Source organism: Dissulfurispira sp. (genome assembly GCF_036745535.1).
In the GTDB taxonomy this organism is placed as follows: domain Bacteria; phylum Nitrospirota; class Thermodesulfovibrionia; order Thermodesulfovibrionales; family Dissulfurispiraceae; genus Dissulfurispira.
In genome coordinates, this window is sequence record NZ_DAIOFX010000007.1 from 11,729 (window position 1) to 33,397 (window position 21,669).

A 21,669-nucleotide genomic window follows, 5' to 3' on the forward strand; every position below is an offset into this window, starting at 1 on the left:
TATGTGGATTGCAAATGGTTTTTAAATCATTAAGATCATTAAACCAACAAACCATAAATCATAAAAGGGGAGTCCTATGAAGGAAACAGCAGTCGCTCTTAATCTGTCGCAAAATGCCTTAACAGTCCTTGAAAAGAGGTATCTCAAAAAAAACGAGGAAGGAAAGGTCATAGAGACCCCTGCAGATCTCTTCCGCAGGGTTGCAAGGCATGTCGCGTCTGCGGATGGCCTTTATGGCAAGGCAGAGGTGGAGGTAAAGCGTGTTGAGGAAGAATTTTATGAATTGATGTCATCCCTATCATTCCTTCCCAACAGCCCCACGCTTATGAATGCAGGAAGGAGGCTCGGCCAGCTCTCTGCATGCTTTGTCCTGCCTGTGGACGACTCCATGGAATCAATATTCGATGCAGTTAAGTATGCTGCAATTATCCATAAATCAGGCGGCGGAACAGGCTTCAGCTTTTCGAGGTTAAGGCCAAAGGGCGATGTTGTCGGCTCCACAAAGGGCATATCCTCCGGGCCAGTATCATTCATGACAGTCTTTGATGCGGCAACAGAGGCTGTCAAGCAGGGCGGCACGAGGAGGGGCGCCAATATGGGCATGCTCAGGGTTGACCATCCTGATATCCTCGAATTCATCACCTGCAAGGACAGCAACCACAGGCTCAATAACTTTAATATCTCCGTAGGACTTACAGAGGCATTCATGAAGGCAGTCGAAGATGACGGAGAATATGACCTCATTAATCCGAGGACAAAAAAGGTTGTGAGCAGGCTAAAGGCACGGGAGGTCTTTGATAAGATCGTGAAACAGGCATGGAAGAACGGAGAGCCCGGAATAGTATTCCTTGACAGGATAAATGCATCAAACCCAACGCCCATGCTCGGCGAGATAGAGTCCACAAACCCATGCGGCGAGCAGCCCCTAATGCCTTATGAATCATGCAACCTCGGCTCAATAAACCTTGCAAAGATGGTAAGAGAAGTCAAAAGTCAGGAGTCAGGGGTCAAGAGTTATGAAGTTGATTGGGCAAAGCTCAAAGAGACCACATGGAAGGCAGTGCACTTCCTGGATAATGTCATAGATGTCAATAAATATCCATTGAAGGTGATAGACGAGATGACAAAGGCCAACAGGAAGATAGGCCTCGGTGTTATGGGATGGGCTGACATGCTCATCCAGCTTAAGATTCCGTACAACTCAGAAAGTGCAATAAAGCTTGCAGAAAAGGTGATGGGATACATCCAGACAGAGGGAAGGATAGCATCGAGCGCACTTGCAGAGGAAAGGGGAGTATTCCCGAATTACGAACACAGCATATACAACGGCGAGATGGCTGTAAGAAATGCAACAGTAACAACCATAGCGCCAACAGGAAGCCTCTCCATTATTGCCGGGTGCTCATCCGGAATAGAGCCGCTCTTTGCAGTATCCTTTGTCAGGAATGTAATGGAGGGCACAAAGCTCATAGAGGTCAATCCATACTTCGAACAAGAGGCAAAGGCAAGGGGGGTGTGGAGCAGGGAACTCATGGAAAAGATTGCAGATTCTGGCTCTGTAGCGCATTTTGTAGAATTCCCGGAAGAAATGAGGGAAGTATTTGTAACAGCTCATGACATCACACCCACAGACCATATAAAGATGCAGTCTGCATTCCAGAAATATGTGGACAATGCCGTTTCAAAGACCGTGAACTTCCCTCATGCGGCAACGACAAAGGATGTTGAGGATGTCTACATGCTTGCATACAAAACAGGCTGCAAGGGCGTGACCGTTTACAGGGACGGATCGAGAGAGGAGCAGGTTCTTAGCACAAAGAAGGCAGATAAAAAGGCAAAGCAGGAAACAGGCGGAAAGGTTGTGCCCAAAAAGAGGCCGTCTGTCATCAAGGGTGCAACAAGGCTTCTAAAGACAGGCTGTGGTCATCTCTATGTGACGATCAATGAGGATGAAAACGGCAGGCCATTTGAGGTATTCACGAATATCGGCAAGGCTGGCGGCTGTGCATCGAGCCAGTCAGAGGCAATCGGAAGGCTCATATCCCTTTCTCTCAGGTCTAATATCGAGCCTGAAGAGATAGTTAAACAGTTGAAGGGAATATCGTGCCACCAGCCCTCATGGACAGAAGACGGGAAGATACTCTCATGCTCTGATGCAATTGCAAAGGCAATAGAGAAATACGCACATGCTGCAAAAGGCGACAATGGAAACGGCAAGTCCAAATACAATGAGGTTATGCTCATAGGTGCATGCCCTGAGTGCGGCGGCACTGTGGAGCATGAGGGCGGCTGCGCAGTCTGCCATAACTGCGGATTTACTAAGTGTGGGTAGAGGCAGCTTGAAGCATGGTGCGACTGGCTTTCGCAAAATTGAATAGTCCTTTTGCGCCAGTGGTCATGAGTAATAGAATAAAAGCGTTTTCTGTCTGCAAAGGATGGGGGCAGGGTGTTACCTGCCCCCTACCGAGAACCCGGCAATCTTGCTTCGATCCAGCCGCACCCTGCTTCCAAAATATTTTATCTGTAGGAGAAAAATATGAGTAAAAATAACGGTGGTCATAAATTTACCCGCCCCTCTTGGGATGAATACTTTTTAGAGATCGCAAAGGTCGTCTCCTCTCGCTCCACTTGCCTGAGGAGAAGGTATGGCGCTGTAATTGTGAAGGACAATGTCATCGTAAGCACTGGATATAACGGCGCACCAAGAGGCTCTGTGAACTGCGTTGACAGGGGAAGCTGCAGGAGAAAGGAGCTTAATGTTCCTGCCGGAGAACGATATGAGCTGTGCGAAGCAGTCCATGCAGAGCAGAATGCAGTAATCAATGGCTCCCCTGAGAGGATGAAAGAGGCAACTATTTACATAGCAGGATTTGAAGAGGATGAAACCTTTGCAGACGGCAAACCATGTTTGTTATGCCGGCGCATGATACAGAATGCCATGATAAAGGAAGTCGTTTATCTCAAAAAAGACGGCAGCATCGTGAAGGTAGGGGATGTGAGGGATCTGGAGGGAGCAGCTATAATCAGGTAGAAAATGGTGGCAATTATCGCCATAAAAATTGCTGGCTATTTTAGCCTCCTTGTGGTATGATTTGAAAATCAAGGTTAAGGAGGATGAGTTAATGGGGGGAAAAGGCGACTTTTGTTCTTGATGAACAAATAATGGCAGAGGCTAAGGAAATTGTCGGAAAGGGTTTCTTTAAATCCGTGAATGTTTTTGTTGAGACAGCAGTAAAAGATGAAATTGAAAAGATAAAGAAGGAACAAATTAGGACTGCTATCAGAGCAGCCGCTCGGGACCCTCTTTTTCTTGCAGACATTAAAGAAATAGAGAAAGATTTTGAATACGCAGATTTTGAAGTATCAGAAAAATGAATTATAAGTAGAGAATATTTACAGCAGACCTTAGTCCTGTTGTCGGTTCGGAACAAAAGGGCAAAAGACCTGTCCTTATTATTAGCGATGAAGATTTTAATAATGTTATGCCTGTCGTAACAGTTTTGCCTATAACCTCCCTAAAAAAAGACAGAAAAGCTTATCCCAATGAAGTTATGTTAAAAGAAGGAACCGGAGGACTATCTCATAACTCAATTGTTCTTGCTCACCAAATAAGAACGATATCAAAACAAAGGCTGAAAGATTTAATTGGATTTATTAATGATCACAATACGCAAGAGGCTATAAATGAAGCATTGAGAGTGCATTTGAATTTGTGAAGATGTTTTTGGTTGAGAGAATAGAGAAGGAGTTTAAAAAGGCGGGGTAATGACTGTAATGTTTTTATCTTCAATTGATAGAAGTTTAGAGGAAAAGTTTGCCAGTGCCGTTGTATCCTATTTCCAGCAGGAAAATTATAAATTAGGGCTTGGAATTTTCAGATTTTCAGATAGATGCAATATGCAAAATTCTTCTTTACGGCAATGAAAGCGATTCGAACAGTTTCCCCTCATGGCATATAAGCGAAAAGACAATATTTGATGAGTACCACAAAGAAAGCCTTGAAATACTTGACTACCTGCATTTAACTTCTCTTGAACTGCGAAAACAGTTAGGCCAATATGCTACACCAATAAACATAGTCAAGCACATTCTTAAATCTGCCGGCTACTCTCACTCAAAAGATATTTTAGATAAAAAACTGATAGATCCAGCTTGCGGGTCAGGCGCTTTCCTGGCAGAATCAGTCCGTATTTACCTGCACTCTTTGAAAAAAGCCGGTATTCCCATTCACAAATGGTATGCAATGGTCATTTCTGCTGTCTGCGGGATAGATATAGACCCTGCGGCATGTTTCTTCGCACGTCTAAACCTTTCAATGCTGCTTGCTCCGGCTGTGCTTGAATCCGCCGCAAAATACGGCATTAGGGCTATAAAGCCCCTGCCTGTTTATTGTGTCGACACTTTGAAAATAACCGCCTCGGAACTGAAAGGAATGCTCTATACAGAACAGAAGACTATCACCTTAACAAACAGGTTTGATTTTGTTGTGGGGAATCCGCCTTACTTCAAGGTAAAAGACTTGCATGATGATTTAAAGGAGGTGTTCTCGGATTCTGTTTATGGACATCCTAATGCATATGCGCTTTTCCTTCATGCAGGGATTGAGATGTTGAGAGAGAGAGGGGGGGGAGATTAGGTTTTATAATTCCGAGGTCGATGCTCTCAGGCTTATATTTCAAAAACCTTAGAAGTTTCATAGAGCAAAAAACATCGGTAAGAGAAATTGTGTATATATCCGACAGAAAGAAAGTATTTGATGATGTCCTCCACGGCACAATGGTGCTGTGCCTTGAGCGTAATAAGCATCATCGCAGGACTGTTAATATCTCTTACGCTCAAACAACAAAAGAGCTTGAGGACAACATATCCTTTAATGTCGAAAGAGAAAAGGTAATCCAGCGGCTTAACGGCACAACTGTTTGGTTCGTTTCGGACTCTCAGGAGACGTATGATATTATTAATCGCATAATCAAAAGGTATCCCTTGCTGTCAGGACACGAAGTTAACTGTAAGGCAAAAACAGGCCAGATTGTCTGGAACAAGGTGAAGCCTTTGCTGGCAAAGGATGCAAAGAAAGACAGCCTTCCCCTTATATGGGCTACTGATGTAAGCAAATTCGGCTTCTCCTTTAACAGGATGGGTGAAGATCGTCCCTCTTTCTTACGTGTTAATGAGAAAACAAAAGGACTTATTGTAAAAGACCCCTGTATATTGGTGCAAAGGATAACTGCCGATGAGCAGCCTTATAGGATTGTTGCCAGCATTCCTGAAGAATTCTGCAAGAAGAATAAAGATGGCTATTTTGTAGAGAATCATTTAAATATTATTCAGCCTGTTGCGACTCATTCCACCGCTGACCTGTATTTTATTTTAGGCGTTCTTAATTCCGAGATTGCAGATTTCTTCTTTTCGTGCTATGAATGGCAACACTCAAGTATCTGCAACCGAATTAAACCTCCTGCCGATACCGACAGGAAAATACGAGCAAAGCGTAGCTGAAATCGCAAAAGAGATGCAAAAAACCACTGATGAAGGAAAAAGAAATAGACTCCTCAATGAATTGAACCGATTGACAGCAACGGCTTACGGTTTAACAGCAAAGGAGCATGACTTTATAAAAGGAGCGCCTTACTTATAAATACAAAGGCAAAAACAGGAGACATAATGCCTCTTGAAAAAATTAAGGAAGTTTTACACAAGTTAAATTTTGCAGAGAAATATATTTCCGACCAAACAGCTATATGTGTGCAAGCAATGCTCGATGAAACCGAAAGGAAAGGGTTGCTGCCAGGTCATAAAACCCTCAGCGAAGGCGCAAGAATCCATGACATTTTAAACTATGCAAGAAATGTAATAGGCAGAAAAGTTGCCGAGAATACCAGAGAGGCATATAGGAAAACCTCCCTTGCTCCTCTTATGAATTATGGCATTGTGGTCAGGCACCAGCTCACCACCAATGACCCAAATACATATTACCGCCTTCATCCTGACTTTGCACGTTTGTTTTTAGAAAGAGACATTGAAGAGCAAAATAAATTAATCAGCCAGCTTCAGAGGCAACTAACAAAACGGAAAGTTAAGAAAGCATCCCAGAATAAAGAAATTTCAGTTAAAATCAATAATGAACAGAATTTCCTTTAGGCCCTGGTGAACATAATCTACTTGAGAAGTCCATTGTTGAAATATTTGGCCATGCCTTCTTAAACGAACATCAGGTTGTTTATCTTGGTGATACATCTCCAAGGAAAGGCTATCAAAACCGAACACTGATGAGACGGTTGAACCTCCCGATAGATACGACTGCATCTTTGCCAGATGTCATTCTTTTTTTCAGAACTGGAATCCCATCTTGTTATTATTGAAGCAGTAACAAGCAGCGGCCCAGTTAATTCAATCCGTCTCGATCAACTGCATAAGTTTACAAAGGGGCCAAGAAAATTAGGAATTAAAATAACCTATGTTTCTGCCTTCCCTTCTCGTGCTGTATTCAGGAAGTTCGTTGAGGACATTGCATGGGGCAGCAGTGTGTGGATCGAAAACGAGCCGAATAATATTGTGCATTTTGAGGGGATGGAAAAAAGTTGATGAAGGAATAAAATGGGATGTGTCCCTCACGGGCTACTAAGGTTCTTACACGGGATATTATCTCTCCTGTAAAGAGATCGGTGGAAGGGTTGAGCGACCTCATCAAGGAATATGAGAAGGAGCAGATGGAGCGGGAGATATATGCCCTCCTTCCTATAGAATGGCATGAGGAGATGAGAATATACACTGAGAATGAGTTCGCAAGTGTGATCACCCGGGATAGAGGGATGGAGGTCGTCTCCTTTGATGAGATCAACAAGAACTACAACAGTAATGAATTTAATCCCAGAGATGGAGAATTAATTGAAGCTGCAGACCACCTGGCTGCATTCATTGAAGCATACATGTCTATTAAAAATGGCATGATTTCAGAGGAACTCGAAGATGCGAAAAGCTCTTTGAAATCCCGTTACAAGCATTTTGTCAAGGCAGAGATACGATTCGGAGAAATATATGCAGACTTTGAATGACTCATCTTATGATGCCAGATTACCTAAAACTTAAGGAATATTCCTTATGATCGACCGGTTAGACAAAGATTTAAAAGGCATAAGAAACAGACAACTTACTCCTACCATAATCCTCGGCGATAGCCGCAATATGAGCGAGCTTAAGGATGAGAGCGTTCATCTCGTCGTTACTTCACCTCCATATTGGCAGTTGAAGGATTACGGCAACGGCAATCAGATAGGATTTAACGACAGTTATGAAGATTATATCAATAATTTAAATCTTGTCTGGAAGGAATGTTATAGAGTTCTGTATAAGGGTTGTCGTTTATGCATTAACATCGGCGACCAGTTTGCACGGTCTGTTTATTACGGCCGTTACAAGATCATTTCTATCAGGGAAAAGATAATTAGATTCTGCGAGACAATTGGCTTTGATTATATGGGCGCTATTATCTGGCAGAAGGTTACGACATGCAATACAACAGGCGGCGCAACAATCATGGGGTCTTTTCCTTATCCACGAAATGGAATAATCAAGCTCGACTATGAGTTCATCCTGATTTTTAAAAAGCTCGGCGACCCGCCGAAGGTAAGCAGGGATATAAAAGAAAAATCAAAGCTGACTGCTGAGGAATGGAACGAGTATTTTTACGGCCACTGGAATTTTCCGGGCGAAAGACAGGACAAGCATCTTGCAATGTTTCCGGAAGAATTGCCTAAGAGATTAATAAAGATGTTCTCTTTTGTAGGCGATACTGTTCTCGACCCTTTGGGGAGCGGGACAACCTGCCTTGCCGCAAAGAATCTGAACAGGAATTCTATCTGATACGAGATTAATAAGGATTTCCTGCCTGCAATCAAAGAAAAAATAAAGAGAGATATTAGCGTAATAAAGCAAGACAAAAAGTGCATAGATTTTAAGTAAAGAAATCCAAAAACTTCCTTATATCTTCAAAGACCCTGTTAAATTCGATAAAAAGATTGACCCTAAAAAATTAAAATTCGGCTCAAGGATAGATGATTCAGATAATCAGAGAGAGACCTACTATTCTGTCAAAGAAATCATAAGCCCTGAAATGGTTATTCTGGACAATGATTTGAAGGTCAGGCTTATAGGCGTAAAAGAGAATAAGGCGATAAACGGCAAGGCGCTTCAGTTCTTAAAGGAAAAGCTGAAAGGGCAAAAGGTGTTTCTGAAATTTGACGCCACAAAGTATGACAGTGAGGGTAATTTGTTGTGCTATCTTTATTTGAAAAACAAAACCTTTATCAATGCTCATTTGATTAAGAATAAGCTGGCGGGTATTGATACTTCAATGGACTACAAATATAAGAGCAGCTTCTTAAAATATAAAGGGACGATCTGATGCTAAAGGAATGGATAATCCTCGGCGACAGCCGGAACATGAGCGAGATGAATGCTATTGACAGAAGCGATATCATTCCTTACAATAAAAGTAAGGAATGATATCCTTACTGGAGGGCTGTATGCTGACGGCAAAATTAACTTCTAAAGGCCAGATAACAATACCTAAAAAGGTGAGGGAGAAGTTAGGTGTTCAGGCCGGAGAGGGAATAGGCTTTGAGGAAAAAGACGGGGTGTTTTATATCAAAAAATCCTTAAAAAAATCCCCTTTTGACAAATGGGTTGGTAAACTGAAAGGGCGGCAGAGGCAAAAAACCGACGATATTATCAGCGACCTCAGGGGACAATGATCACTGCGGTCGATACCAATATCCTCTTTGACATACTGCTCCCGGATGAAAGCCATGTTTTGAGTTCAAAAAGGCTGCTTGATGAGCATGCATCAAAAGGACAATTAATAATATGCGAAATCGTCTATGCCGAACTTGCCTCTCAATTCGGCTCCGAAAAAGAGACAAAGGCTTTTTTATCCGATACCGGCATCAGGCTCGTTAATTCCAGCGAGAAATCGCTTGTCGCGGCAGGAGAGCGCTGGCGGGCATATGCAAAAAACAGAAAACCTTCTGCATGCCCGCAATGCAATCATCCTGTTCATTTGAGACAACGGGTGTTGAGCAATTTCATTATCGGCGCACACGCCTTTATGCATGCGGAACAGCTTCTTTCGAGGGACAGAGGGTTTTATAGGACATATTTTAAGGATTTGAAGGTAAAAGGATAAGGCAAAAGCGATAAATGTTAACCCTCAGAGGCCATCATCTCATCTGTCTCCACTTCTTTTCAGGCGAGGGTTATGACGCCCCGTTTGTTGAAAATCTGAGAGATGTCCTAAAAAGGGCGGAAGATGAAGAGATAGAGATTATCTCAACTGCTGATAATATCTGCACAAAATGTCTTTATCTTGAGGATTACAGATGCACATATGACGAAAAGGCTGATGAAGAGATAAGAGAGATGGATGAAACAGCCCTCAAGCTTCTCAATCTTACTGCAGGTCAAAAGATAACATGGCAGGATCTAAAAAATCTTATTCCAGACATATTCCTTCAGTGGCATGACAGATACTGCAATGAGTGTGACTGGAAGCAGGCCTGCGAGAAGAGCGATTTTTATCAGGAAATGAAAAGAAGATAAAATGCTCGAAAATATTTTAAAATATTTTAAAATATCCTTTATGAAAGCGAAGAAGAATCTTATTGTTGTGGGCGACAGGGTGCTTGTGGAGGGATAGGGGAGATCTTATGATGGAAATAATATTTTTAGTCGCAGGTTTGGTAATAGGCGGGATAGCCGCATGGTTTGTTGCCAAATCACGTTTGCAGGAAGCCTATTCTCAGAAGATTTCGCAGGTCCAGTCCGATTATTCGGGCAAGATTGCAGAGATCGAGGGAAGGGCAAAGAGCGCAGAGGCAGTTGTCAATGAACTCAGGCAGCAGGTTCAGCAAAGGGAATCGGATATTAATCAGATTAGAAGCGAGCTTGATAATGAGAGGCAGCAAAGGATAGAGACTACAACCAGACTGGACGAGGCGCAGAAGAGGCTTGAGGATTCGTACAAGAACCTTGAGGAGCAGAAGGCGCTCATCGAAGTGATGAAGACCGAGCTGACAGATACGTTCAAGGCACATGCGTCAGCAGCATTAAAGAGCAGCAATGAGGATTTTCTCAAGCTTGCATCAGAGCACCTCGGGAAGATACTTGCAGAGACAAAAGGAAAGCTCGGAGAGCATAGAGAGGCGTTGGACGGAACCATAAAGCCGCTTCAGGAAATGCTCAAGAGATACGAAGAACAGATCCAGCAGATAGAGAAACACAGGCATGAAAGCTTTGGCAGTCTGACTCAGCAAATCCGCTCGCTCTCATCCATGCAGGAGCAGTTGCAGAAGGAGACGAGCAATCTCGTCACTGTTCTTAGAAGGCCAAAGGTGAGCGGCTCATGGGGAGAGATAGGGCTGAGGAGGGTTGCAGAGCTTGCCGGGATGACAGCGTACTGCGATTTCTACGAGCAGGAGTCGGTCTCCACAGATACAGGAAGGCTCAGGCCAGACATGGTTGTGCGCCTCCCGAATGGCAGAGAGATTGTTGTTGATGCAAAGGCGCCTGTTGATGCTTACCTTAATGCAGTCTCCGCATCCTCTGAAGATGAGAGGAAAAAGGCTATAAGCAATTACATAACTCAGGTAAGGAATCATATGAACATCCTCGGATCAAAGGCATACTGGGATCAGTTCAAGCAGTCACCTGAGATTGTTGTGATGTATCTTCCCGGTGAATCGTTTTTCAGCGCTGCTTTGGAGCATGATCATAAGTTGATAGAAGACGGCAGTGCTAAAAAAGTGATACTTTCCACACCGACGACATTTATAGCCCTTCTTAAGGCTATTGCTTACGGCTGGCAGCAGGAGCAGGTTACAAAAAGCGCGCAGGAGATAAATAATTTGGGGAAAGATTTGTATGATAGATTTTCTATTGTGCTTGAGCATTTTGCAGATATAGGAGCTGCAATCGGAAAGGCTGTAGAGTCTTACAACAAAGGGGTGAGTTCCATGGAATCGAGGCTTATCCCTTCTGTAAGGAAGTTCAAGGAGCTTGGGATTTCGAGCCAGAAGGAGATAAAATCTCCTTCTGAAATCAGCCAGAGCACAAAGAATATCGAGCATCTTGCACTGGAATTTGATGATGATAAAAGCAGATAAACGGCATGCACCTAAGTTAAGCGGTTTTATATGTCAGGCACGGCTCAAAGCCTTTAAAAAGTGTTGCTTCAAGTGTATATGAAAGATAATAAATGCATTATCCATCAAGTATCCAATGTAGTAGATGACGGATACAAGATAAATGTTAATACAAGTGCGGCGTTTAAAGTCTTTTCGCCGCACCTGACATATATTTATGGCTAAGAGTCGCTCAATTTGGGATGCATAAATTCATATTTGGAGGTTTCTGTGATTGAGGATTTAAGGAAGTCTGAGACGTGGAGGGTATTCAGGATACAGTCGGAGCTGGTCGATGGATTTGAGACCCTTTTTGAGATTGGTCCAGCAGTTACCATATTCGGCAGTGCAAGACTTACCGAAGATACGTATTATTACCACCAGGCAATAAAAGTAGGAAAGATGCTCTCCAGCGCTGGATTTTCTGTTATCACAGGCGGCGGGGCAGGGATCATGGAGGCTGCGAATAAAGGCGCTAAGATGGGCAATAAGGGAAAGTCGGTTGGGCTTAATATCGAGATCCCGCATGAGCAACATCCCAACAAATATCTGGATGTAAACATTTCCTTCAGATACTTTTTTGTGAGAAAGCTCATGTTCATAAAATATGCCATGGCCTTTGTCATATTTCCCGGCGGGTTCGGCACAATGGACGAACTGTTCGAGGCATTGACCCTTGTGCAGACAGGCAAGATACAGTCATTCCCCATAATACTGTTCGGCTCTGATTACTGGAAGGGACTTATAGAATGGATGAAGCATACCCTTGTTCCTGAAGGCACGATAGGCAGGGAGGACTTTGCCCTTTTCAGTATTGTGGACACGCCTGAAGAGGTCTGCGAACTGCTCAAGGAGCACTACAGGGTATTCGGAGGCCCTGTACCAATTGGAGAGTGTAAGAATACTAAATAACTACTTGGAGTAGTGGAGTGCGCTCCATTACTCCAATACTCCATCACTCCATTTGCAGTTTGTTTGTCACTTTCTTTATCTCTTCCAGTTTTTGTAAGGCCTTTTTGGAGTCTATGCTTTCCTCTGCAATCTCCCTTGCTGTCTTGAAGTCCTGTGCGAGTCCTGCTACAACAATGGCTGCTGCGGAGTTCATGAGAACAATGTCCCGTTTCGGCCCTTTCTCTCCATTTAGTATGGATATTGTTATTCCTGCATTTTCATTTTTGCTGCCTCCTGCAAGATCCTTGCAGTCAGCCTTTTTAAAGCCGAAGTCCTCCGGCGTTATGTAATATGTCTCTACTTTCCCGTCTTTGTATCTCGAAACCCTTGTGCCGTCGCATACGGTTATCTCGTCCAGTCCGTCCTCTCCATGGACAACCATTGCATCAACGGCACCAAGATTTCCGAGCACTGATGCCATGGGCTCGGTCAACCTGTCCGCAAATACCCCTAATATCTGGCGTTTTGCATTTGCAGGATTAGTAAGGGGGCCGAGGATATTGAATATTGTCCTTATGCCTATTTCCCTGCGCGGGCCGATGGCGAACTTCATTGCAGGATGGAACAATGGTGCAAAGAGAAAACCGAAGTTTGTCTCGAAAAGGCATTTCTCAACCTTTTCAGGGGGCAGTTCGATATTTACCCCGAGGGCCTCAAGCACATCAGCGCTACCTGATTGGCTCGATACAGAGCGGTTGCCGTGCTTTGCAACAGGAACGCCAGATGCAGCAACAACAATGGCAGTGGTTGTCGAGATATTAAATGTTCCAGACATGTCTCCGCCTGTGCCGCATGTGTCGATAACACCTTCAGGGGCATTGATCTTAGTTGCCTTCTCCCTCATTATCCTCGCAGCGGCTGTTATCTCTTCTATTGTTTCGCCCTTTATTCTTAAGGCTGTTAGGAATGCGCCTATCTGTGCATCTGTTGCCCTGCCTTCCATTATCTCTGTCATGCATTCTGCCATTTCTGATTCAGAAAGGCTTATGTTCTGGATTATGATGCTTATGGCTTCCTTTATCATCTATCTTCCCCCTCTATGAGCCATCTGCAGTTTTATGAAATTCCTCAAAAGGTCTTTGCCCACAGTGGTAAGTATAGACTCGGGGTGGAATTGCACACCCTCTATTATGAACTCCTTGTGCCTTACTCCCATTATTATCCCGTTGTCTCTGTTTCCGTCGCTCCATGCGGTTATTTCAAGACAGTCCGGGATGGTCTCCCGCTTGATTACGAGCGAATGGTATCTTGTCGCTTCGAACGGATTGGGAAGTCCTTCAAATATTGTCTTGCCATCATGATATACGAGCGATGTCTTTCCATGCATCAGGTTTGGCGCCCTGACAATCTCTCCGCCAAAGGCAGCGCCGATGGACTGATGCCCGAGGCATACGCCCAAAATTGGGATTTTGCCTGCGAAGTGTTTTATAACATCAATGGATATTCCTGCCTCTTTTGGCGTGCATGGCCCGGGAGATATGACAATCCTCTCTGGATTCATCTTTTCTATATCTTCAATGGTTATTTTATCGTTTCTGTATACCAGGACATCCTCGCCCAGCTCTCCAAGATACTGGACGAGGTTGTATGTAAATGAGTCGTAGTTGTCAATCATCAAAAGCATATTGCCTCCCTTAATTCTTTTCAGGGGGTTTTCGCAAGGGGGATGGAATCCCACTTGCGTGCTCCACTGCCTTCATCATTGCCATTGCCTTGTTTAGTGTCTCCATGTATTCGTTCTCAGGCACAGAATCGGCAACTATGCCGGCTCCTGCCTGAACATATACCTTGCCATCTTTTATAATAAGCGTCCTTATTGTGATGCATGTATCCATATTGCCTGAATATCCGAAATATCCCACTGCCCCTGCATATGCCCCTCTCTTTGTGGGTTCCAGTTCTTCTATGATCTCCATTGCCCTGACCTTCGGCGCTCCTGACACAGTGCCGGCAGGGAAACATGCCCTGAATACATCAAAGGCATCGAAACCCTTCTTGAGCCTGCCTTCCACATTCGAAACCATGTGCATCACGTGGCTGTAACGCTCTACAGTCATCAGCTCTGTAACATTTACAGAGCCTATCTCTGCGACCCTTCCCACATCATTCCTGCCGAGGTCAACGAGCATTATATGCTCTGCGATTTCCTTCGGGTCTTTTTTCAAATCATCTTCAAGGGCTTTATCCTCTTCTTCGGTCTCCCCTCTTTTCCTTGTGCCTGCAATTGGCCTCAGAGTTATCTTATCGCCTTCAAGCCTCACAAGGATTTCTGGAGAAGAGCCGACAATCTGTGATTCTCCTATGTCGAGGTAATACATGTACGGCGAAGGGTTTATTATCCTGAGCGAGCGGTAAATGTCAAAAGGAGATGCGCTTGCCTGTTTCTCGAACCTCTGTGACAGGACTACCTGCACGACATCTCCTGACATTACATACTCCTTTGCCTTTTCAACGGCATTCAGAAAATCTTCCTTTGTAAAATTGGAAGAAAAGTTTTCTGTTTGGGCAAGAGGCGATAGGCCATGGGCAATAGGTGCTGAGGAATAAGCCCCTTGCCTTAACTCGTCTATGATTTTATCTATCCTTGCCTCTGCCTCTGCATACGATTCTTTAATATCCTTTCCTTCTGTATGGGTGTTGCACACAACCTTTATCGTTTGCCTGAGATTGTCAAATATGAGGACTATATCGGCAAGCATGAGGAATATATCGGGCATGTCGATCTCGGGTTTGGGATTGTCAGGAACCCTCTCAAAGAACTTCACGGCATCATATCCTATGTATCCAACAAGTCCGCCTGAAAACCTCGGCAGTCCTTTTGTATCAACAGGTCTGAACTTTGAAAGGATGTCCTTTATGACGTTCAGAGGATCGCTGGTTTCTGTTTCTATGACAACCCCTCCGTTTTTTATCTCCACTTTTTTGCCTTTGCATGTTACGGTCATGGAGGGTTCTATGCCGATGAAGGAGTATCTCGCCCATTTTTCACCGCCCACAACGCTTTCGAGGAGAAATGACGGTTTTTTATTCAGCTTGATAAAGGCGCTTACAGGGGTCTCCACATCCCCTAGTATCTCTTTGTAGACGGGGATCAGGTTGCCCTGTCTGGCTAACTCCTTAAATTCATTGAAATTCAAATTCATTTTTTTATTTTAATGGAATCGTGTGTTTTTAGCAATTGATTTGACATAGTTCACATGATTATGATAAGTTTTTCTGTTATCAATTAATTGCGGGTGTAGCTCAGTTGGTAGAGCACAACCTTGCCAAGGTTGGGGTCGCGGGTTCGAATCCCGTCGCCCGCTCCATAAAATCTAAGATGACAGAATACAGATTTCAAAATCAAAAATAAATAATTTAAAGTCTGTCTTCTGATAGACTGGCTTCTATGTTCTGATAATCGGCGGCGTACCCAAGTGGCTAAGGGAGAGGTCTGCAAAACCTCGATGCAGCGGTTCGAATCCGCTCGCCGCCTCCAGAATTAATACCTCATTATCTCCAGATAATCCCTGAAGTCCATCTCTTCTTCTCCCTTTGCAGTGAGAAGTCTTTGTTTTATTTCCTCTATGAATTTCTTCCTGTCACCTTTATAGGCCGGGTCTATTTCTATTGCCCGTGCGATTATTGCCGCAGCATCTCCATATCTGCTTTCCCTGTTATAGGCGAGTGCAAGCCCGTAATACGGCAATGCAAAGAAGGGAGACCTCTTTATGGAATCCTTGAATGCATTTATGGCGGGCTCGTATTGCCCCACCCTGTAATAGGAAATGCCGAGATTGTAGAATGCCGTTTCAGGCGTTCTGTACAGTGGATTTGATAATGCCCTTTTAAATGCATCTATCGCCTCTGTCCACTGCCTTCTCTTTGAATATGTTACACCAAGATTGTTGTATGCCTCTGAAAATTCGGAATCAATGGATACTGCCCTTAGAAACAGGTCCTTTGCCTTTTCGAGTTCATCCAGTTGGAGGTAGACGAGTCCAAGGCTGTTAAGGGTCTCTTTATTGTCGGGGTTGAGCTGATATGCCTTCTGAAGCTCCACAAATGCCATCTGGATATTGCCCTCATTCAGGTGGGAAATGCCCATTTTATAATGGAACTCGGCTTCCTTTCGCTCCTCCACAGGAACAGTGGCGCAGCCGACCAAAAAAGTAAGAAATATAAAACATGGGAGTAATGGAGTAATGGAGTAATGGAGTAATGAAAAGGCCTTTTTCCCCCGCAACACTCCAATGCTCCAATACTCCATTTTCTCTATCTTCTGTTTTCTGTTCTTCATGCCTTCCAGTTTAAATTATTTTGACAATCTTGTCCATAAGGACTGCAGTATCTCCTCGACCTTTGTTATTCTGTCTTTTGACGGTATCACCTGCGTATCAAATTCAAAACCGTCCGGCAGGAAACGAATCCCCCTCTCTTTCTTCTGCAGTTCAAACAATGTCTTTAAGAGTTTATCAAAAAAGTTTTCAGGAATTTTATATTTATCCTCTGCATCGGAGACAAAGAAAAACCTGTATCTGCCGTCTATATCAGAAACCGTAGAGATATATAAGAGCCTTGACAATATTTTTACCTTTATGACATGCATTAGATTATTCACCTCTTCTGGCATGCTGCCGAATCTGTCGAGGAGTTCTTCTTTTAACTCTGTCAGGGCATTCAGGGATTTTACCGACGATATTCTCCTGTAAATGCTCAATCTCAAGGCGATGTCCGGTATGTAGTCCTCGGGTATAAATGCAGAAAGCCTCAGTCTTATCTGGGGTTCTATTTCTTCCTTTATCTCTTCTCCCTTGAGTTCTGAGACAGCCTTTTCCAGCATCTCCATGTACATGTCGAAACCAACTTTGTAGATATGACCTGACTGCTCTGCACCGAGGAGATTTCCTGCCCCTCTTATTTCGAGATCTTTTAGCGCAAGCCTGAAACCTGCGCCTAAATAGCTCATTTCCTGTATTGCCTGAAGCCTCTTTTTTGCATCATCTGTAATGATGTCTTCTCCTGGTATCAGGAAGTATGCATATGCCTGTGTGTTTCCCCTTCCGACCCTTCCCCTGAGCTGGTAGAGGTCTGACAGTCCGAACGTGTCCGCCCTGTCAACGATTATTGTGTTGGCTGTTGTAATGTCGAGGCCTGCACCGATTATTGCAGTGCATACGAGGACATCTGTTTCCTTATTCAGAAAGCCCAGCATGATCCTTTCGAGATCTACCTTCCTCATCTGTCCATGGGCTGTTGCGATCCTCGCATCTGGAACCAGTTTTTTGATATGGACGGATATTTTTTCTATATCTTTTATCCTGTTGTGGACAAAAAATATCTGTCCGTTCCTCTGCATTTCCTTTTCTATTGCCTCTTTTATTATCCTGTCATTGAATGTTGCAACAATGCTTTTCACCGAGAGCCTTTCTTCTGGAGGTGTCTCTATGGTGCACATTTCCCTTATCCCTGACAGGGACATATGCAGCGTCCTCGGAATCGGCGTTGCTGTGAGTGTGAGGATATCGACGCCCTTTTTGAGCTCTTTCAGCCTCTCCTTTTGGGCAACTCCGAACCTGTGCTCTTCGTCTATAATCAGAAGGCCGAGGTTGTGGAGCTGGACTTTTTTGTTCAAGAGCATATGCGTGCCTATAACTATGTCGACCTCTCCTTTTGCAATTGCCGTAATGGAGTTATTCAAATCACCTTTATTTTTAAATCTGCTGAGATAATCTATCCTTACAGGGAATCCCGAAAACCTTGCCTTGAATGTCCTGAAATGCTGCTCTGCAAGCAATGTTGTTGGGACAAGCACAGCCACCTGTTTTCCATCATAGACAGCCCTGAATGCAGCCCTGACAGCCACTTCTGTTTTCCCGTATCCAACATCTCCGCAGAGGAGCATATCCATTGGCATTTCTGAATGCATATGCCTTTTTATCTCTTCTATGGACTTTGTCTGGTCCGGTGTTTCTTCGTAAGGAAAGAAATCATCGAATTCCCTGTGCATGGGAGTGTCCTCGCTGAATTTATAGCCCCTAGCAATCCTCCTCTCAGCATACAGTTTCAGGAGTTTTTCTGCCATCTCCCTGATCCCCTTCTTTACCTTCTGTTTTGTCCTGATCCATGCCTTGCCGCCGAGTTTTTCGAGGGATGGGATGTGTCCTTCTGCTGCGCTGTATTTCTGCAGCCTGTCTATGCTGTGAAACGGGACATATAACCTGCCGTTTGCATACTCTATGGTTATTAAATCCTGTTCATAATCTTCTGCCCTCTGCCTTTGCAATCCGGCGAACCTTCCTATGCCATGGTCTTTGTGCACAACGAAATCGCCGGGTTTTAAATCATCGATGCTGAGGAGGAGCCTCGAGACCTTTGATTTTTTAATGGGCCTGTATGAGGGTCTTTCGCCAAAGATTTCCCTGTCAGTTACTATCAGGAGTTCAGGAAGATTTATTCCTGAAGACAGCCTGCCTGTGGTTATGCAAAACATTCCTTCATAGGATTTTAAGTCCTGCCTGTCTATTATTGGCGCTACAATGCCGCCATCCGACATGATCTCTTTGAGGCGCTCTGCCTGAGCCTTTGAAGACATTACAGCAATAATTTTAGAGTTTGGAGTTAAGAGTTTAGAGTTTTGAACTGTTTGTAAAGCCGCTGGTATGTCGCTTATCTCCTTTCTTTCTTCAGGGAGAATGCCCAGACCTTTGATTGTCATTTCGCCTGCATCAATCCCTTCACCAACAAAGGGGAGATGCGAAATGAGAATGGATTTTTGGAGTGATGGAGTAATGGAGTGATGATCGACAACAAAGACATCGAAATCTCTTAAGCCGGTTAAATCGTCTATCAGATTATGTGTCGGCTCTCCTTCTTCTGCAGGAAAAATTTCTATATCATTTATCTCTTTTATCGACCTCTGTGTTTCGATGTCGAATGTCCTTATGAGGTCTATCTCGTCTCCGAAAAACTCTACCCTCACAGGAGAGGCTTCAGTTGCAGGATATATATCAAAGAGCCATCCCCTCTGACTGTATTCACCCTTTTCCATCACAACGCTCACATTTCTGTAGCCGTGCGATGTGAGCCATGTCTCCAATTTTCCCCTCCCGATTTCAATTCCTTTTTTAAGGGCTAAAATGCTGCTTTCTATATCCGAGATGCTGAAACCGGTCTTGTATGCGTCTTTTGAGGTTATTATTGACCCCGTTAGAAAAAAGGGCTTTTCTAACGGGGTTGACCCTTGACCCTTGACCCTGTGTAGTGCCTTTGCCCTTTCTCCAATGGCTTCTGGACCGGATGGGGGAGGAAAATAGGCGATTGCTGATTGCTGATTGCTGATTGCTGAATTTAAAAACAGAAAGTCATTATAAAGCATTGATGCGGACTCGTCAGAATCTTCGACTACGATAAACGGTTTTTCATTAAATAAGAGCAGCAATGCGAGGTGGGAGATGGAGATATTGTAAATCCTTTTTGTCTCGCTGATTTTCAGACGCTTGCTTATTTGTCCTGCATGGCTTTTTAATAAATGAAATACATTAGGCATGGTTTTATTTTAACTCAAATCTTATATAATATTTCCTATGCTTATACTTATGCTGTCTTTTGCCTTTTATCTCTTTGCAACATGGAAAAGGCATTTCTTATATATCGGTCTTATATTTCAAATCGCCTATCTGATTATGCGTGGGCTTCAACTGGGAAGGCTTCCCCTTGTAGGACCCCACGATACAATTACCTTTCTCTCGGCATCTGTCGTGGCATTCTCAATCCCGTTCAATGTTGTATTAAAGAGGCATCAATTTCAGGGCATCATTGCGGTAATGGGTTCGGTCTTCACTGCATTTGCCCTCGCATCAAAACAGCATAATGCACCCCTTCCGCCTGTTTTAAGGACATTGTGGTTCGAATCCCATGTTGTGCTGGCGTTTCTTTCGTATGCGCTTTTTTGGAATAGCTGCTGTATTAGGTGCCCTTTTCTTGAAAGAACAGGATAATTCTTTTGATGGTCTTCAATACAGGGCGGTGCTTATCGGCTACTGCTTGTTCTCCATATCCATGGTATTCGGCGGTATATGGGCATATCTTGCATGGGGGACTTACTGGCTATAGACACCAAAGGAACTCTGGACAACAATCCTATGGCTGTTTTACAGCCTTTATCTTCATGCGAGATTAAGGCAGTGGTGGATGGGAAGGCCGATGGCCGTTTTAAGCATCGTTGGCTTTGTTGTTGTATTGTTCACATATCTCGGCGTGAGCCTTCTGATGAAGAGCTCGCATAGCTTTTAAGTATATGTTCAGACACATAACACAATTTTTCTTATCCATAAGAACAACCATATGGCTGCTATGGTTCCTCATGGCTTTGCTCTTTGCAGGAGCATTTATAATGCCTGCAAGAGAAGAATTTCAGGCCATCCAATCGATGCCGCTTTTTGAATGGCTGAAGGTGCAGCCAATAAGTGTGACGTGGTGGTTGTGGTGCTCAATCATTATCCTTGCGATTCTCACAATCAATACTATTTTTTGCAGCATTGAATCCATTATTAAAAAGAGAAAGGCAACGCAATGGCTCTTGCTGATATCACCCCAGATAATACATATCGGTTTTCTGTTTATACTCCTTGCCCATCTTTTGAGTTCTACAGGGGGCTTTAAGGGGATCGCAGTTGCAAGGGAAGGGACATTTTTGAAAATGCCGAATGACAGCATAACATTGAATGTCAGAGCTATAAACATAGATGTTGATCAATACGGATACATAAATGACTGGGAAGTGGATGTGGAATATATTTCAGGGCAGAATAAAATCCTTAAAGGCAGGATAAAACCTAATGCACCCTCTCTAAAAGAGGGATTCAATATCAATGTGAAGGATCTTCAGGCGTTTCCAGAAAAGGCTGTTCTCCTACAGGTAAGCAGGGAGCCGGGTGCTTTGTGGGCATTAATTGGCGGGATATTGTTTATGACAGGCATCATTATTCTGATTGTGCTTAAGATGAGGATGGAAAGGTAGTATGATATATCTCATAGTTTAGTAAAGCAGAATCCCGTATTATAAAAATATGAAACCATCCATACCCGAAATAGGGACAGTAATAAGGCTTCAGGGAGACATTGCTACTGTTATGCTCAAAGGCGGAGAGTCATGCAAGGGCTGCGGCCAGGCGAAGATTGGCCTTTGCAAGGCAGGAGGAACTACAATGATGCTTACTGTGAAAACCCCATCGATGCAAAAGTTGGAGACAGCGTTATCGTGGGAATAGACAAAGGAATTAAGACAAAGGGCTATTTCCTTGCTTTTATTATCCCTCTGCTTTCTCTTATCTTCGGCGCATTGGCAGGGCATATCGTCGGCAAACACCTTTCAATACCATCCCTTGAGGTTATGGCCGGATTTATAACCCTCCTCCTTGTATCCTTTTTCTCCTTCAGAAGGTTAAAGATCCTCGATTCATCTTCATCTATGGCAATAAAGTCTGTTATATCCGACAACAGGTTTTCAGGGTCCATAGAGTCTGACGAAATGAGAAGGTATTCCGAATATTTTGTTTAA

At 43.8% G+C, this 21,669-nt stretch carries 24 protein-coding genes, 2 tRNA genes and 2 pseudogenes; 23 read left to right on the plus strand and 5 right to left on the minus strand.

Features of this window, described 5'->3' with window-relative positions:
* The first annotated feature begins 76 nt into the window (after positions 1 to 76).
* The 16 genes and pseudogenes from V7L97_RS02810 to V7L97_RS02885 all read left to right on the plus strand — a co-directional run bounded on the left by V7L97_RS02810 (position 77) and on the right by V7L97_RS02885 (position 12,089).
* The gene (locus V7L97_RS02810) at positions 77 to 2,332 is read left to right on the plus strand and encodes a vitamin B12-dependent ribonucleotide reductase (RefSeq protein ID WP_333653258.1); all 2,256 of its coding nucleotides are present in this window, start codon (positions 77 to 79) and stop codon (positions 2,330 to 2,332) included.
* Positions 2,333 to 2,536: 204 nt separating this feature from the next.
* Positions 2,537 to 3,031, plus strand: a complete 495-nt coding sequence (locus V7L97_RS02815) for a deoxycytidylate deaminase (protein WP_333653260.1) — start codon at positions 2,537 to 2,539, stop codon at positions 3,029 to 3,031.
* Positions 3,032 to 3,162: 131 nt separating this feature from the next.
* Complete coding sequence (locus V7L97_RS02820; protein ID WP_333653261.1) at positions 3,163 to 3,375, plus strand: hypothetical protein; 213 nt, start codon at positions 3,163 to 3,165, stop codon at positions 3,373 to 3,375.
* A gap of 14 nt (positions 3,376 to 3,389) precedes the next feature.
* Positions 3,390 to 3,716 carry a type II toxin-antitoxin system PemK/MazF family toxin gene (locus V7L97_RS02825; RefSeq protein ID WP_333653320.1) on the plus strand — a complete coding sequence of 109 codons (327 nt, stop codon included), beginning with the start codon at positions 3,390 to 3,392 and terminating at the stop codon, positions 3,714 to 3,716.
* 149 nt (positions 3,717 to 3,865) lie between these two features.
* The gene (locus tag V7L97_RS02830) at positions 3,866 to 4,636 is read left to right on the plus strand and encodes an Eco57I restriction-modification methylase domain-containing protein (RefSeq protein WP_333653263.1); all 771 of its coding nucleotides are present in this window, start codon (positions 3,866 to 3,868) and stop codon (positions 4,634 to 4,636) included.
* A gap of 20 nt (positions 4,637 to 4,656) precedes the next feature.
* Positions 4,657 to 5,499 carry a hypothetical protein gene (locus tag V7L97_RS02835; RefSeq protein ID WP_333653265.1) on the plus strand — a complete coding sequence of 281 codons (843 nt, stop codon included), beginning with the start codon at positions 4,657 to 4,659 and terminating at the stop codon, positions 5,497 to 5,499.
* Positions 5,500 to 5,664: 165 nt separating this feature from the next.
* Entirely contained in the window at positions 5,665 to 6,141 is a 477-nt protein-coding gene (locus V7L97_RS02840; protein WP_333653266.1) for a hypothetical protein, read from the plus strand.
* A gap of 41 nt (positions 6,142 to 6,182) precedes the next feature.
* Positions 6,183 to 6,362 (plus strand): BsuBI/PstI family type II restriction endonuclease, encoded by a 180-nt coding sequence (locus V7L97_RS12840; RefSeq protein WP_442891735.1) that lies wholly within the window; start codon positions 6,183 to 6,185, stop codon positions 6,360 to 6,362.
* The gene (locus tag V7L97_RS02845; RefSeq protein WP_333653267.1) at positions 6,316 to 6,585 is read left to right on the plus strand and encodes a BsuBI/PstI family type II restriction endonuclease; all 270 of its coding nucleotides are present in this window, start codon (positions 6,316 to 6,318) and stop codon (positions 6,583 to 6,585) included. Before V7L97_RS12840 ends, V7L97_RS02845 begins: the two co-directional genes overlap by 47 nt.
* Before the next feature lie 17 nt (positions 6,586 to 6,602).
* On the plus strand, positions 6,603 to 7,055 hold the full coding sequence (locus V7L97_RS02850; protein ID WP_333653268.1) for an HD domain-containing protein: 453 nt from the start codon (positions 6,603 to 6,605) through the stop codon (positions 7,053 to 7,055).
* Between the two features lie 130 nt (positions 7,056 to 7,185).
* Positions 7,186 to 8,404, plus strand: a pseudogene (locus V7L97_RS12845) (DNA methyltransferase).
* 121 nt (positions 8,405 to 8,525) lie between these two features.
* Positions 8,526 to 8,753: an AbrB/MazE/SpoVT family DNA-binding domain-containing protein gene (locus V7L97_RS02865; protein ID WP_333653274.1), complete on the plus strand. Its 228-nt coding sequence runs from the start codon at positions 8,526 to 8,528 to the stop codon at positions 8,751 to 8,753.
* The gene (locus V7L97_RS02870; RefSeq protein ID WP_333653275.1) at positions 8,750 to 9,184 is read left to right on the plus strand and encodes a type II toxin-antitoxin system VapC family toxin; all 435 of its coding nucleotides are present in this window, start codon (positions 8,750 to 8,752) and stop codon (positions 9,182 to 9,184) included. Before V7L97_RS02865 ends, V7L97_RS02870 begins: the two co-directional genes overlap by 4 nt.
* Before the next feature lie 14 nt (positions 9,185 to 9,198).
* A complete protein-coding gene (locus V7L97_RS02875; RefSeq protein WP_333653276.1) occupies positions 9,199 to 9,597 on the plus strand; it encodes a DUF1284 domain-containing protein in 399 nt (132 codons plus the stop codon).
* A gap of 107 nt (positions 9,598 to 9,704) precedes the next feature.
* Entirely contained in the window at positions 9,705 to 11,159 is a 1,455-nt protein-coding gene (gene rmuC, locus V7L97_RS02880; RefSeq protein WP_333653277.1) for a DNA recombination protein RmuC, read from the plus strand.
* A 249-nt stretch (positions 11,160 to 11,408) separates the two neighbouring features.
* Entirely contained in the window at positions 11,409 to 12,089 is a 681-nt protein-coding gene (locus V7L97_RS02885) for a TIGR00730 family Rossman fold protein (RefSeq protein WP_333653278.1), read from the plus strand.
* Positions 12,090 to 12,132: 43 nt separating this feature from the next.
* Here V7L97_RS02885 and trpD read toward each other — a convergent pair whose 3' ends face one another.
* The 3 genes from trpD to trpE are packed head-to-tail and all read right to left on the minus strand — an operon-like array spanning position 12,133 to position 15,271.
* A complete protein-coding gene (trpD, locus tag V7L97_RS02890) occupies positions 12,133 to 13,152 on the minus strand; it encodes an anthranilate phosphoribosyltransferase (RefSeq protein WP_333653279.1) in 1,020 nt (339 codons plus the stop codon).
* Positions 13,153 to 13,752, minus strand: a complete 600-nt coding sequence (gene pabA, locus V7L97_RS02895; RefSeq protein WP_333653280.1) for an aminodeoxychorismate/anthranilate synthase component II — start codon at positions 13,750 to 13,752, stop codon at positions 13,153 to 13,155.
* 10 nt (positions 13,753 to 13,762) lie between these two features.
* Positions 13,763 to 15,271, minus strand: coding sequence for an anthranilate synthase component I (trpE, locus tag V7L97_RS02900; protein ID WP_333653282.1), 1,509 nt, complete (start codon positions 15,269 to 15,271; stop codon positions 13,763 to 13,765).
* 89 nt (positions 15,272 to 15,360) lie between these two features.
* Here trpE and V7L97_RS02905 point away from each other — a divergent pair.
* Both V7L97_RS02905 and V7L97_RS02910 read left to right on the plus strand, forming a co-directional pair.
* A tRNA-Gly gene (locus tag V7L97_RS02905) sits at positions 15,361 to 15,436 on the plus strand.
* A gap of 94 nt (positions 15,437 to 15,530) precedes the next feature.
* Positions 15,531 to 15,606 (plus strand) — tRNA-Cys (locus tag V7L97_RS02910).
* 3 nt (positions 15,607 to 15,609) lie between these two features.
* On the opposite strand, the gene V7L97_RS02915 is transcribed toward V7L97_RS02910, so the two are convergent.
* Entirely contained in the window at positions 15,610 to 16,407 is a 798-nt protein-coding gene (locus V7L97_RS02915; RefSeq protein ID WP_333653283.1) for a tetratricopeptide repeat protein, read from the minus strand.
* 15 nt (positions 16,408 to 16,422) lie between these two features.
* Positions 16,423 to 19,656, minus strand: a complete 3,234-nt coding sequence (gene mfd, locus V7L97_RS02920) for a transcription-repair coupling factor (RefSeq protein WP_333653285.1) — start codon at positions 19,654 to 19,656, stop codon at positions 16,423 to 16,425.
* A gap of 37 nt (positions 19,657 to 19,693) precedes the next feature.
* On the opposite strand from mfd, the gene V7L97_RS02925 reads away from it, so the two are divergent.
* The 5 genes and pseudogenes from V7L97_RS02925 (at position 19,694) to V7L97_RS02945 (ending at position 21,669) form a co-directional block, all read left to right on the plus strand.
* Complete coding sequence (locus V7L97_RS02925) at positions 19,694 to 20,107, plus strand: hypothetical protein (RefSeq protein WP_333653287.1); 414 nt, start codon at positions 19,694 to 19,696, stop codon at positions 20,105 to 20,107.
* A pseudogene (gene ccsA, locus V7L97_RS02930) lies at positions 20,091 to 20,402 on the plus strand (cytochrome c biogenesis protein CcsA). Before V7L97_RS02925 ends, ccsA begins: the two are co-directional and overlap by 17 nt.
* A 100-nt stretch (positions 20,403 to 20,502) precedes the next feature.
* The gene (locus V7L97_RS02935) at positions 20,503 to 21,129 is read left to right on the plus strand and encodes a hypothetical protein (RefSeq protein ID WP_333653289.1); all 627 of its coding nucleotides are present in this window, start codon (positions 20,503 to 20,505) and stop codon (positions 21,127 to 21,129) included.
* Positions 21,130 to 21,178: 49 nt separating this feature from the next.
* Positions 21,179 to 21,379 (plus strand): hypothetical protein, encoded by a 201-nt coding sequence (locus V7L97_RS02940; protein WP_333653291.1) that lies wholly within the window; start codon positions 21,179 to 21,181, stop codon positions 21,377 to 21,379.
* The gene (locus tag V7L97_RS02945) at positions 21,370 to 21,669 is read left to right on the plus strand and encodes a hypothetical protein (protein ID WP_333653292.1); all 300 of its coding nucleotides are present in this window, start codon (positions 21,370 to 21,372) and stop codon (positions 21,667 to 21,669) included. The genes V7L97_RS02940 and V7L97_RS02945 overlap by 10 nt, the downstream gene beginning before the upstream one ends.